Source organism: Novosphingobium percolationis (assembly GCF_020179425.1).
GTDB classification, from domain to species: Bacteria; Pseudomonadota; Alphaproteobacteria; order Sphingomonadales; family Sphingomonadaceae; genus Novosphingobium; species Novosphingobium percolationis.
The window spans coordinates 172,867-185,734 of the sequence record NZ_JAILYM010000005.1 but is presented as its reverse complement, the minus strand read 5'-3'; the positions used below and the strand labels follow the sequence as shown (position 1 = coordinate 185,734).

Here is a 12,868-nt window from a genome sequence, read left to right as displayed (position 1 = left end):
TCAGGCTGATGGTGGGCAGGCGATATCGAGCCGGGCGAGGAATTGCCCGGCGCGGGCCAGCAATGCCTCATCCCACGCCTCGGGCGCAACCGAAAGGCCGAGGTCGGCGAGACTGGTGACGCCGAATTCCTCGATCCCGCACGGCACGATGCCGGTAAAGTGCGACAGGTCGGGCGAGAGATTCACCGAAAAGCCGTGCATCGTCACCCAGCGACGGATGCGCACGCCGATCGCGCCGATCTTGGCCTCGCGCCCTTCGCGCCCCTTGGTCCAGATGCCGACGCGGCCTTCGGCGCGCCAGCTCTCGACGCCGAAATCGCCGAGCGTGTCGATCACCCAGCCTTCGAGCGCGTGGACGAAACCGCGCACGTCGCGCGCGCGGGTCTTGAGATCGAGCAGCACGTAGCCCACGCGCTGGCCGGGGCCGTGGTAGGTGTAGCGCCCTCCCCGCCCTGCCTCGACCACCTCGAAGCGGGGATCGAGCAGTTCGTCCGCCGCCGCGCTGGTGCCGGCGGTGTAGACGGGCGGGTGTTCGAGCAGCCAGATCAGTTCGCGCGCGGTGCCTTCGGCAATCGCGGTGTTGCGCAGCGACATGTCTTCCAGCGCGGTGCGATAGGGCACGGGAGCGGTTTCGCGGCGGATCTCGATGGAGGAGGGGACGTCCATGGCCCAAGCGATGGGGACTTATCCGGCAAAGCGCAAGGGGGTGCGCGGACGCGCGCGGCCTGCTAGACAGCGCGCCCTGAGGCGAAGGACGTGACAAGCCCCGTGACCACTTTAGACAGCAGCGCCGCCTGGGCCAGCGCGACCCGCATGGTATCCGCCAACCGCGAAGTGCTCGCCGCGATCGCCGGCGTGTTCTTCCTGCTGCCCGGCCTGATCGGCGCGGTGTTCCTGCCCGCACCGGGCGTGCAGGCGGGAATGAACGAGGCGCAGATCATGGACGCCATGCAGTCCTACTACGCAGGGTCGCTGCCGATGCTGATCCTGCTGTCGCTGATCCCGATGGCGGGGATGCTGACGATGCTGGCGGTGATGCTCGATGGCGGGCGCCCGACCGTGGGCGAGGCGATCCGGCGCGGCTTTGCCGCGCTGCCCGGCTATTTCGCGGCGCAACTGCTGGTGGCGCTGGCGATGCTGCCGGTCGTGCTGCTGCTGCTCGGCCTGCTGGGCGCCCTGCTGCCCGCGGCGATCGCGATGGCGGCGACGCTGGCCGTCATGCTCTACCCCGTAATGCGCACGATGCTGGTGGCCCCGGTGATGGCGACCGGCGGACAACGCAATCCCGTTGCCGCGATCCGCGAGAGCCTGCGCCTGACGCGGCGCAACAGCGGGCGGATGCTGACTTTCATCGGCCTCGCCGGGTTCCTGTTCCTGGTGGTCTACGGGCTGGTGATGATGGTGGTGGGCGTGGTGCTGGTGCTGGTCACCGGCGGCGAAACGCAGCGCCTGCTGGCCGAGGGCATCTCTGGCGTGCTGCTGGCGGTGGCCTATACCTATTTCGTGGCGATGCTGGCGGCGATCTTCGGCCAGCTGGCCGGGCCGTGGAGCGCAGGCGCGGCCGATCCCTTCGGATGAGATCGCGGGCGGGCGGTGCGCTTTGCCTCGCTGCCCCTCCCGCTTGCGGGAGGGGACTTCTGGGGCATCCCTCCCGCTTGCGGGAGGGGGTGAGGATTATTCCTTCCAGCCCCAGCTGATCACGCAGGGCGGCACGTTGATCGGCTCGAACCCCTTGTCGATATGGCGGAAGTACTTGCCCATCAGCGCGCGGGCGCGGGCGGTGTACTGGTAGACCAGGAACGCGCCGCCCGGGCGCAGCACGCGGTGCGTCGCCGCCATGATCGCGGGGCCGACGCCTTCGGGCAGGGTGCTGAACGGCAGGCCCGACAACACGTAGTCGGCATGATCGAAGCCGTTGGCGCGCACGATCTCCTCGACGTCCGCCGCCGACCCGTTGATCGCGATGAAGCGGCTGTCGCCGATCGTCTTCGACAGGTAGGCGATGAAATCGGGGTTGGTGTCGATCACGATCAGCCGGCCATCGCGGCGCAGCTTTTCCAGCACCGGGCGGCAGAAGGTGCCGACGCCGGGGCCGTATTCGACGAACAGGCGGCATTCGTCCCAGTTCACGCGCGACAGCACGCGCTCGATCGTGCGGCGCGAGGACGGCACGATCGCGCCCACCATCACCGGGTGCTTGACGAAACCCTTGAAGAAGATGCCGGCGGGACCGAGCATCCGTTCCGCCTTGCGCTTCGCCCGCTGCAGGATGGGGCGGCGCGCGGCCTGCGTGGAAGTCATCGTGGCGGAACACCCTTCAGTTCAACTTGACACGAGCGGGTCGCAAATTTGTCATCGCATTGCAAGCGCGCCGCGACGGTCCTACGCCAGATTGCGTGAACCGGACGTGGACAAAGAGCCGCGACGGCCCCGCAAGGCACGCTTGCGGCGATGGAGGATGCGACACGTGACCCAGACCCGTTCCATGCCCGTGTCGACGCATCTGCCGCGCAGCCGCATGGCGCTGCTGTTCGCCGTGATGCTGACCACCGCCGCCGGGAATACCGCGATGCAATCGGTCATGCCCTCGATCGGGGCCCACCTGAAGATTGCCGACGTGTGGGTGAGCCTTGCCTATTCGTGGTCGGCGCTGCTGTGGATGCTGCTCGCGCCGTTCTGGGCGCGGCGATCGGATCGGCGCGGGCGCAAGGCGATGATGAGCCTGGGCATGGGCGCGTTCGCGCTGTCGTTCGCGCTGTGCGGGACGGTGCTGTTCTTCGGCCTGCGCGGCGCATTCACCGGGCTTTCGACGATCCTGCTGTTCGCGCTCGCCCGCTCGCTCTACGGCGGTTTCGGATCGGCCGCGCCGCCTGCGGTGCAGGCCTATGTCGCCAGCCGTACCAATCGCGAGGAGCGCACGCGCGCGCTGAGTCTCGTTTCATCGAGCTTCGGGCTTGGCACCGTGCTGGGCCCTGCGCTGGCGCCGTTGCTGATCTTTCCGGGCCTTGGGCTGGTGGGGCCGTTCGCGATCTTCGCAGCTTTCGCGGTCGGCGTGCTGGTACTGCTGAAGCTGCGCCTGCCCGACGACACGCCCAGCTATGCCGGGCGCGGCGAGATCATGGAGGAGCCGTTCAGCCCTTCGTCGAACCCGCGCATCGTCGAGGACCACCCCGACGGTTCGCCCGACGAACTGCCCGCCGCCGAGCCGCTGCACCGCGGATCGGACCGCCTGCGCTGGAGCGATCCGCGCATCCGACCCTGGCTTTTGGTCGGCACCTTCGGCGGACAGGCGCAGTCGATCCTGCTGGGCCTGATCGGCTTCCTGCTGCTCGACCGGCTGGACCTGCGCCATGCCCCCGATGTGGCGGCGGGCTCGATCGGCCTCGTGCTGATGTGCGGTGCGGTGGCGACCCTGCTGGCGCAGTGGGGGCTGATCCCAACGCTGGGGCTGGGGCCGCGCACGTCGACGCTGTGGGGCATGGGGCTGTGCTGCGCGGGCGTGGCGCCGATGGCGCTGGGGCGCGACCTGCACACCATCGCCACGGGCTTTGCCATCTGTTCTCTGGGCTTCGGACTGTTCCGCCCCGGCTTCACTTCGGGCGCGAGCCTTGCCGTCAGCCGGGCCGAACAGGGGCAATCTGCCGGGATCGTCGCGGCGGTGAACGGCTCGGCCTATATCGTCACGCCCGCGATCGGCGTGTTTCTCTACAACCATTCGGCCTGGCTGGCCTGGGCGCTGGTCGAGGTGCTGGCGGTTTCGGTGCTGGCGGTGAGCCTGCTGGCGCTGAAGCCCGACGTGCCCGAGGGCCGGCGCTAGATCAGGCCAGATCGAGGCGGCGGGCGACGCGCTCCGCGGCCGCGTTGTGCAGGCGCACGGCGACCACCAGCAGCAGGTTGAGCACCACCGACTGGTAGAGGAAGTAGTAGAGCGGGCTGCCCGCGATCATGCCAAGACCCAGCACGATGGCGCGCGGGTTGGGGCCGAGGAACTTGAGCAGCAGCAGCAGAGGGCGCTGTTCCTGCTGCACTTGCGCGCGGATCGCGGCGAGGCGTTCGGGATCGGCCTTCATCGCTGCGGTGACGGCGGCATCGACCTTGAGCGCCCACGGGCTCATGCCCGAGGCGAGGCGCAGGTAGCCCAGCACGATGCCGCGCAGGAACCACGAGATGCCCTTGCGGTCCTTGAACAGCGCAGCGTCGTTCTGCGCCGAGTTGTTCAGCCAGGGCACGCCATAGGTCCAGTACTGGTAGAAGCGGCGCTGCACTTCGACGAAGTTGGACTGGACGATGTGGCTGGCGCCCGCCGCCAGCGTCCAGAACCATGCCCAGCCCGGCCCTACGCTGCGCGTCAGCACGAAGGCGAGCAGGACGTAGAGCACGATGTGGCTGGCATAGTCGCAGATGCCGTCAACCAGCTCGCCCAGCGGGCTGGACTTGCCGGTCAGCCGGGCGAGATCGCCGTCGGCGCCATCGACCACGTGCCAGGTCATGTGCAGCGCCATGCCGACGACGGCGCCGACCGGCCAGGCCCCAAGGAGACTTTGGCCCCAGTAGCTGAATCCCGCCGCCACGACGCAGAGGCCGCCCAGCACCGAGACCATGTTGGGGGTGATCGGGGTGGGCGCGAGCAGGCGCGCCAGTTGCCAGGCGAGCGGGTGGTAGAGGTAGTGGTTCAGCCCGTCCTGCAGTTCGCGCGGGCGACGCGGCCGCGTCTGCTTCGTCTGACCGGCTGCCGCCCCGTTCATGCTTTCGACCCTCACTCGACTCTTGCCAAGGCGTGACAGTCCTGCGACCAATCGGCTCGGACCGTCGCCTTCTTGTGCCCAATACCCCTCCGGCATAGCCGGAACGGAACGAACCGCAAGGCGTCGCCGGTCAGAGCATCGTCTGCGGGAGGGCCATGTCCACGGTTTCCTTCGTCATTCGGGCCAGCGCCTTGCTGCGCCAGCGCCAGGCCGGGCTTTCCGGCGTGGCGCGCTGCGTGATCCTTGCCGATCTGGCCGGGGCCGACCGCATCGTCATCGTCGGCGATGACCCGCCGCGCGACTGGGCCCTGAGCTTTGCCGCGCGCGAGCGGCCCCTGCCGCGGGTGGAGTTCGCAGCCGCGGCGCCGTCGCCCCGCGCGGGCGAGCGCATGGCGATGCTGCCCGGCGACGTGCTGGTGACGCCTGCGGGCATGGCGCTGCTGCGCGACGATCCGGACGCGGCGCTGGTGCCCGGCCTGCACCACTACGCGGGCGACAGCGCCACCGCGCTGACCCGTGCGATCCTCGCCTCCACGGTCAAGCCGACCGATGGCTGGGTGTGCCGGCACATCAACCGGCCGATCTCGAGCCGCATATCGGCCCTGCTGCTGCGCTTTGGCGTAGGGCCGATGCCGGTGACGTGGTTCACGCTGGCGCTGGCGGCCGTGATGGTCGCGGTGCTGGTGCAGGGGGGCTGGGCCGCGCTGGCGCTGGGCGGCGCGCTCTATCAGGCCATATCGGTGATCGACGGGGTCGACGGCGAGATCGCGCGCGCCAGCTATCGCTTCTCCGCCAGGGGCGCGCTGCTCGACACGGCCTGTGACATGATCGCGAATTTCGGCTTCGCGCTGGGGCTGATGGCAGGATTGATCCGCAGCGAAGGGCCCGAACACGGGATCTATGCCGTGGCCATCGCCGCATTGCTGCTGACGGGCATCGCGCTGATGCTGGTGCTGCTGCGGATGGGGCCAAGGCGGGGCAGCTTCGACGTCCTGCGCGCGGCGCTGGCGCTGCGGCTGGCCGGCGCGCCGCGCCTGCGCGACGTGGTGCTGACGGCCGAACGGCTGTTCAAGCGCGACGTCTACGTGCTGGTCGGCTGCATCGCCTGCCTTGCCGGGCTGGCGCCGCTGCTGCCGCCGCTGATCGTCAGCGGACTGGCGATCTGGGTCCTCGCGATCGCGTGGTGCGCGCCGCTGATTGCCGCCGACCGTGCAGGAACACTGCTGCCGCCGCATCTGCGTGCCAACTGAAAGCCTGTTCTTTCGACGAGGAAGGCGTATGAGCGGGCAGGGCCGATTGTGCACTGCACAGCAGCGAGCGCCCGTACGGCAGCAAAGGTTTTGCGCCGCACCCCGGCACCTTGCGAGGGCAATCGGCCCCGCACGACCGGCCCTGCTCGCACTTGCAACGCGACCGGTGCGGAATTAGCGGTGGACAATCCACCTCCGCGAAGCGTGACAGCGGGGAAATGTGCTTGCAATCCCCCTGCAATTTCCGGATTGAGGCAATTTAGTGACAGCCGCGCGCGCTTTGCGGGCGAGTGGCGCCTGCGTAAAGGGACACGACTAAAATGAAGCCAATTAAGGTCGCGGTGATCGGGGTCGGCAACTGCGCCAGCTCGCTCGTCCAGGGGGTCTACTTCTACCGCAACAACAACTCGACCAACGGCCTGATCCATGACCGCATCGGGGGCTATGGCGCGGGCGACGTCGAATTCGTGCTCGGCATCGACGTCGATGCGCGCAAGGTCGGCAAGGACATTTCGGAAGCGATCTTCGCCGCCCCGAACTGCACCGCCGTGTTCCATGCCGATGTGCCTGCCACCGGCAACAAGGTCATCATGGGCAAGATCCTCGATGGCGTCGCCGATCACATGACCGGCATGGGCGAGCGCGGCTTCGTCCTGGCCGACCAGCCCGAAGCGACGCACGAGAGCATCGTTGCCGCGCTGAAGGATTCGGGCGCCGAAGTGCTCCTGAACTTCCTGCCCGTCGGTTCGCAGACCGCCACCGAATTCTACATGGAATGCGCGCTGGAAGCCGGCGTCGCGGTGGTCAACTGCATGCCGGTGTTCATCGCCTCGACTCCGGAATGGGAAGCCCGCTTCCGTGCCAAGCGCGTGCCGATCGTCGGCGACGACATCAAGGCGCAGGTCGGTGCGACGATCGTCCACCGCGTGCTGTCGAGCCTGTTCGGCGCACGTGGCGTGCAGGTCGAAAAGACCTACCAGCTCAACACCGGCGGCAACACCGACTTCATGAACATGCTCGACCGCCAGCGTCTGGGCAGCAAGAAGGAATCGAAGACCGAGGCGGTGCAGGCCATGCTCGCCCAGCGTCTCGAGGACGAGAACATCCACGTCGGCCCGTCGGACTATGTTCCCTGGCAGAAGGACAACAAGCTGTGCTTCCTTCGCCTCGAAGGTTCGCAGTGGGGCAACGTGCCGATGAACCTCGAACTCCGCCTCTCGGTGGAAGACAGCCCGAACTCGGCCGCTTGCGTGATGGATGCGATCCGTTGCTGCAAGGTCGCGCTGGAGCGCGGCGAAGGCGGCGCGCTGATCGGCCCGTCGGCCTACTTCTGCAAGCACCCGCCGCAGCAGTTCAACGACGACACCGCCGCGCAGATGGTCGAGGAATACATCTCGGACACCGCGCTGGCCGCCGAGTAAGCTCGGACCTGTCGTAGCGTACACGAAGGCGGCGCCGGTCACCCGACCGGCGCCGCTTCGCGTTGAAGGACACATTTCATGGATGCCCTGATCATCGCCGCCGGTTACGGCAGCCGCCTTGCCGACTTGTCCCCCTCCAAGCCCCTGACCCCCGTCTGCGGCGTGCCTCTGATCGAGATCGGCATCCGCCAGGCGATGATCGCAGGTGTGACGCGCGTGGTCGTCGTCACCGGCCACCGCGCCGACATGGTGGAGGCGGCGCTGGCCGATATTTCCTTGCGCCTCGGCATCGAAGTGGTGCCGGTGCGCCTGTCGGACTGGTCCACGCCCAACGGCCATTCGGTGATGGCAGGCGCCACGCGCTGCGATGGCGATTACCTGCTGATGATGGCCGACCACATGTTCGAGGCCGATATCCTCGCCCGCCTGCTGGCCGAAGGCGCACCCGATCGCGGCGTGACGCTGGCGATCGACCGCCGCGTGGACAGCCCGCTGGTCGATCCCGACGATGCGACCTGGGTGCGGATGGACGACAACGGGCGCATCCTCGCCATCGGCAAGACCATCGCGCCCTATGATGCGGTCGATTGCGGGGCGTTCCTTGCCACGCCCGAACTCGCCGCCGCGATCCGTGAGGCGATCGCTGCGGGCAAGTCCGGCTCGCTGTCCGACGGGATGCAGGTGCTGGCCGACAAGGGCCGCGCCGCGACCATGGACATCGACGATGCCTGGTGGATGGACGTGGACGACCCGCGCGCCCACGCGCTCGCAGAAGAGCTGGCGCCCTGGCACCTATCGCAGAGCTTTGCGGGGATGGACGGGGAATAAGGTAGAAGGGAAGATGCGAGGGGGTTACCCCCTCGCGCTCCCATGACGTCTCCCGGCGCAGAGGTCGCACTGGTGGTGACGGCGTGCCCGGCCTCGCCGTCAGCGCCACGGTTTCGTCGGGAGACGAGCACGGGGTGCAGGGGTGGTAAACCCCTGCGTACCCTTCAATTCTTCACGGAAAAAGCAATGCGAGGGGGTCGCCCCCTGGCGCTTCCATGACGTCTTCCGGCGCAGAGGTCGCGCTGGCAGTGACGGCGTACCCGGCCTTGCCGTTAACGCCACGCTTTCGTCGGGAAACGAACACGGGGTGCAGGGGTGGCAAACCCCTGCGTGCCCCTTCAAATCAGTGCCGGAAGTGGCGCATTCCGGTGAAGACCATGGCGAGGCCAGCTTCGTCCGCCGCCTTGATCACGTCTTCGTCGCGGATCGAGCCGCCGGGCTGGATCACGCAGGTCGCGCCCGCTTCGACGGCCGCCATCAGGCCATCCGCGAAGGGGAAGAAGGCGTCCGACGCAACGGCGGAACCGGTGGTGCGTGGGGTCGGCCAGCCGTGGGTTTCGGCGGCTTCCTTGGCCTTGGCAGCGGCGATGCGCGAGGAATCGCGGCGGTTCATCTGGCCCGCGCCGATGCCAGCGGTGACGCCATCCTTGGCATAGACGATGGCGTTCGACTTGACGTGCTTGGCCACGGTCCAAGCGAAGAGGGCGTCGGCCAGTTCCTGTTCGGTGGGCGCGCGCCTGGTCACGACCTTGAGATCGTCGCGGCTGATCTTGCCGATGTCGCGGTCCTGCACCAGCAGGCCGCCGGCGATGGGCACGGTGTTGAGCCCTGCGCGGCCCGCATCGGGCAGAGCGTCGATCAGCAGCAGGCGCAGGTTCTTCTTGCGGGCGAAGGCTTCACGGGCGGCATCGTCGGCACCGGGGGCGACGACGACTTCGGTGAAGATTTCGCAGATCGCGTTGGCGGTGGGGCCATCGAGCGGCACGTTGGTGCAGACAATGCCGCCGAAGGCCGAGACAGAGTCACAGGCGAGCGCCGCGTTCCAAGCATCGAGCAGCGTATCCGCGCTGGCCACGCCGCACGGGTTTGCGTGCTTGACGATCACGACGGTCGGCTTGTCGGTCGCAAATTCAGCGACCAGTTCGAGCGCGGCGTTGGCGTCGTTGTAGTTGTTGTAGGATAGTTCCTTGCCCTGGATCTGCTGCGCCTGCGGCAGGCCCGGCGTGTCCGGGTTACGGGCGACGTAGAGCGCGGCGGACTGGTGCGGGTTTTCGCCATAGCGCAGCGTGGTGACGAGGCGGTGGGCGCTGGCCAGCACGGGCGGGAAATGGTGCTGCTGGTCGACCTTGGCAAACCACTGCGAGATTGCGGCGTCGTAGGCGGCGGTGGCGGCATAGGCCTTGGCCGCCATGGCGCGGCGGAAGGCAAGCGTGCTGGCGCCGCCGGTCTGGTCGAGATCGGCGAGGAACGTGGGGTAGTCCGCGGCGTCGGTCAGGATCGTGACGAACTGGTGGTTCTTGGCCGCCGAACGGACCATCGAGGGGCCGCCGATGTCGATGTTCTCGATCACTTCGTCACGCTCCGCGCCCTTGGCCACGGTGGCTTCGAAGGGATAGAGGTTGACGACGACGAGGTCGATCGCGCCGATATCGTGTTCCGCCATGGCGGCGGCGTGTTCGGCATTGTCGCGTACGGCAAGCAGGCCGCCGTGGACCTTGGGGTGCAGCGTCTTGACGCGGCCGTCCATCATTTCGGGGAAGCCGGTGAGGTCCGACACGTCCTTCACGTCGAGCCCCGCTTCGCGCAGCGCCTTGGCGGTGCCGCCGGTCGAGACCAGCTCCACGCCGCGTGCGCTGAGCGCCTTGCCCAGATCGACCAAGCCGGTCTTGTCGGACACCGAAAGCAGCGCCCGCTTGATGGTCACGTCAGTCACGTCGAAAATTCCTATCGCATCTTCTTGAGCAGCCAGGAGAATGACTCTCCGCTGCGGGGAATCCGGGCCTGGATGACGAGCTGGCGCGTGGCCACGGGGCGGCCCTGGCCATCCGCCCAGAGGCTCTCCTCGATCGTCACCGGATCGCGCGCCGAACGGAACTGCCAGAGGCTGCCGTCGGGGAGCGCAAGCGTGACGCCGAACCCATCCTGCCCTTGCGCCAGCTCGATATGCGGGCCGAGGTGAAAGCGCAAGGCAACGCCGACGGTGCCGCGCTTGCCCTTGCGCCCGGCGGCGACGAGCACGTCCTCGCCGCGCAGTTCCAGCCCGTCGTCGCGCAGGATCAGGATGCGGCGGTGGGTGAGGCCATAGCGCGCGACGTAGCCGTCATGGCTCGCCTCGATCCGCGTCGCACCCGAACCGTTCTCGGTAGCGAGCGTGCGGCGGTCGACCTCGACGCTGGAGACGCCCGCGCCGAGCTTGCCGTTGATCAGCACGGCGGTGGAGTTGCAATCGTCGATCGTCAGCGTCGAATGCGCGGCGGTGGCGCGCAGGCCCTGGGCAAGGCGCAGCGGGATCTGGCCACCGGCCACGGCAGCGCCGCCGCAATTGACGATCAGGCGCTGGCCGGCGTGGCTCAGCTCGAAGGCGAGGGTGGACGCGCAACCTTCGCGCGCATGGCGGGCGAGGGGCGGCGGGGCCGCGTCGAACTGGAGGATCGACTTGACCGCCGAGATCCGTTGGTAGCCCCACTGTCGCGCATCGCGCAAAGGCCGGGTACGCACGCCACTGGCCTTGACCAGCGTGGCGATGCGGTCTGCCGCCACGGCGGGCGCGCCCTGCCACGATCCCAGCGCGCCATCGCCGTGGAGCATGGCGAGCAGTGGCGGCACCAGCAAAGTGAGGATGGTATCGAGCTGCGCCGGTGCATCGGTGCGCACGGCGGCATAGCAGGCCTTGAGCAGCACGATGCGCTCGATCGCCTCGATCTGGCCCAAGGGGCTGCGCGAGAGCAGGCCGCCATCATCACCGACGAGATCACCGAGCGCCTTGATCAGGCCCGCCTCGCCATAGAGGCGGCGGGCGTGGCCATCCTCCATCAGCAGTCCGGCGGCGGTGATTGCGGTCCAGGCGGCGACTTCGTCGAGCTTGTCGTCGGCCTTGTGCACCTGCCGGTCCAGCCAGCGCGCGGTTTCGGCAATGGCGAGGAGAACGCGCGCGCGCGCCTTGCGGTCTGCGCTCGACAGAATCAGCGGGGCATGGACGAGCCAGGCGAGCAGTCGATGCCCGGTGTGGCCGACGTTCCAGGCCGGGCCGGGCGCGGGTTTCGGATTGGCGGCGAGCCATGTCGCCAGAATACGTTCGGCCACGGCCACGTTGGGCGCGCGCGGCCCGGCGGATTCGAGATCGGCCAGCCAGCCGAAGCCGTGGATCAGCCGCTCCATCGGGGGCGACAGGCGGGGGCCGGAAAACTCGGTATCGGCAATCGCGCTGCGCACGCCCAGCAGCAGGAAATGCCCTGCCCGCAAGGCCTTGCCGGCGGCTTCATCGCCCGGCAGCGGATTGGTGACGGTGGCGGTGAGACGGGTGCGCCCGCGCTTACGGAAGGGGTTGAGTGCGCCCGGCGGCAACCCGAGGCGATAGGCGAACCGGGCCAGCCGATCGCCCGCACCAACCGAGGGCGGGCTGAAATCGGCGAGCGCCAGCGCGCGACCGGGCTCGATCACCGCAGGTTCGAAGCGGTTCTCCACTTCGTCGAAGGACATCTGATCGTTCACCGGACCCCGCTGCGGCGCGTGTCGCGCGCTCGCGAGGGGAATGGCCGGGCCCGCACCCGGTTCCGCAACCGCGCTCTCGTCGAGGCTCTCGTCGAGGCTGGTGCGCTCCATGCCGTCAGCCGGCTGTCGCCTTGAGCGCCGCGATGTTGGCGGCGTAGCAATCCGGCCCGCCCTTGAAGCTGGCGGTGCCCGCGACCAGCACGTCGGCGCCCGCATCGATGCAGGCCTTCGCCGTGTTGACGTCGACGCCGCCATCGACTTCGAGGTGGATGGCGCGGCCGGTCTTGTCGATCATCTTGCGCACCGCCTCGATCTTGCGGAGCTGGCTGGCGATGAAGCTCTGCCCGCCGAAGCCGGGGTTGACGCTCATGATCAGGACCAGGTCGATCTCGTCGATCAGGTAATCGAGCATCTTGGCGGGCGTGGCGGGGTTGAGCGAGATTCCCGCCTTCTTGCCGAGGCCCTTGATCGCCTGCACCGTGCGGTGCGTGTGGGGGCCGGCTTCGGGATGGACGGTGATGATATCCGCGCCAGCGGCCGCAAAGGCTTCGAGGTAGCCGTCGACCGGCGAGATCATCAGGTGGACGTCGAAGGGCTTGGCCGTGTGCGGGCGCAGCGCCTTCACCACGGCCGGGCCGATGGTGATGTTGGGCACGAAGTGGCCGTCCATCACGTCGACGTGAATCCAGTCAGCCCCGGCCACATCGATGGCGCGCACTTCCTCGCCCAGCTTCGCGAAGTCGGCGGAGAGGATCGAGGGGGAAATCAGCGGCGCGGGCATGATGGGTGTTCCAGTGGCGCAAAGGGACAGGCGCGATCGTGCACGCGTCGGCGCGGACGATCGCACCCGCGTTACCGGCGCGGGCCAAGGGCGACAAGCGCCAAGATTCCCGTTTTCCACACGGATATGAAG

11 protein-coding genes are annotated in these 12,868 nt (G+C 68.3%); 5 read left to right on the top strand and 6 right to left on the bottom strand.

The window, feature by feature from the left end; genetic code table 11:
• Window positions 1–666 (bottom strand): lipoyl(octanoyl) transferase LipB, encoded by a 666-nt coding sequence (lipB, locus tag K3A84_RS14325; RefSeq protein WP_225010031.1) that lies wholly within the window; start codon window positions 664–666, stop codon window positions 1–3.
• A gap of 102 nt (window positions 667–768) precedes the next feature.
• Between lipB and K3A84_RS14320 the strand changes: the two genes are divergently transcribed.
• Window positions 769–1,578: a hypothetical protein gene (locus K3A84_RS14320; protein WP_225010030.1), complete on the top strand. Its 810-nt coding sequence runs from the start codon at window positions 769–771 to the stop codon at window positions 1,576–1,578.
• Between the two features lie 96 nt (window positions 1,579–1,674).
• Here the strand turns inward: K3A84_RS14320 and K3A84_RS14315 are convergent, their stop codons facing one another.
• Window positions 1,675–2,301: a class I SAM-dependent methyltransferase gene (locus K3A84_RS14315; protein ID WP_225010029.1), complete on the bottom strand. Its 627-nt coding sequence runs from the start codon at window positions 2,299–2,301 to the stop codon at window positions 1,675–1,677.
• Window positions 2,302–2,518: 217 nt separating this feature from the next.
• Between K3A84_RS14315 and K3A84_RS14310 the strand changes: the two genes are divergently transcribed.
• A complete protein-coding gene (locus tag K3A84_RS14310) occupies window positions 2,519–3,817 on the top strand; it encodes an MFS transporter (RefSeq protein ID WP_404823171.1) in 1,299 nt (432 codons plus the stop codon).
• Between the two features lies 1 nt (window position 3,818).
• Here K3A84_RS14310 and K3A84_RS14305 read toward each other — a convergent pair whose 3' ends face one another.
• Entirely contained in the window at window positions 3,819–4,745 is a 927-nt protein-coding gene (locus K3A84_RS14305) for a CDP-alcohol phosphatidyltransferase family protein (RefSeq protein ID WP_225010028.1), read from the bottom strand.
• Window positions 4,746–4,900: 155 nt separating this feature from the next.
• Between K3A84_RS14305 and K3A84_RS14300 the strand changes: the two genes are divergently transcribed.
• From K3A84_RS14300 to K3A84_RS14290, 3 genes are all read left to right on the top strand, one after another.
• On the top strand, window positions 4,901–5,995 hold the full coding sequence (locus tag K3A84_RS14300) for a CDP-alcohol phosphatidyltransferase family protein (protein ID WP_225010027.1): 1,095 nt from the start codon (window positions 4,901–4,903) through the stop codon (window positions 5,993–5,995).
• 320 nt (window positions 5,996–6,315) lie between these two features.
• Window positions 6,316–7,416 (top strand): inositol-3-phosphate synthase, encoded by a 1,101-nt coding sequence (locus K3A84_RS14295; RefSeq protein WP_225010026.1) that lies wholly within the window; start codon window positions 6,316–6,318, stop codon window positions 7,414–7,416.
• Between the two features lie 78 nt (window positions 7,417–7,494).
• Complete coding sequence (locus tag K3A84_RS14290) at window positions 7,495–8,244, top strand: phosphocholine cytidylyltransferase family protein (protein WP_225010025.1); 750 nt, start codon at window positions 7,495–7,497, stop codon at window positions 8,242–8,244.
• Window positions 8,245–8,587: 343 nt separating this feature from the next.
• Here K3A84_RS14290 and purH read toward each other — a convergent pair whose 3' ends face one another.
• From purH to rpe, 3 genes are read right to left on the bottom strand one after another with little or no spacing between them, the layout of a single operon-like run.
• Window positions 8,588–10,177: a bifunctional phosphoribosylaminoimidazolecarboxamide formyltransferase/IMP cyclohydrolase gene (purH, locus tag K3A84_RS14285; protein WP_225010024.1), complete on the bottom strand. Its 1,590-nt coding sequence runs from the start codon at window positions 10,175–10,177 to the stop codon at window positions 8,588–8,590.
• 11 nt (window positions 10,178–10,188) lie between these two features.
• On the bottom strand, window positions 10,189–12,066 hold the full coding sequence (locus K3A84_RS14280) for a heparinase II/III family protein (RefSeq protein WP_225010023.1): 1,878 nt from the start codon (window positions 12,064–12,066) through the stop codon (window positions 10,189–10,191).
• Window positions 12,067–12,070: 4 nt separating this feature from the next.
• Window positions 12,071–12,736, bottom strand: coding sequence for a ribulose-phosphate 3-epimerase (rpe, locus tag K3A84_RS14275; RefSeq protein WP_225010022.1), 666 nt, complete (start codon window positions 12,734–12,736; stop codon window positions 12,071–12,073).
• Between the last annotated feature and the right edge of the window lie 132 nt (window positions 12,737–12,868).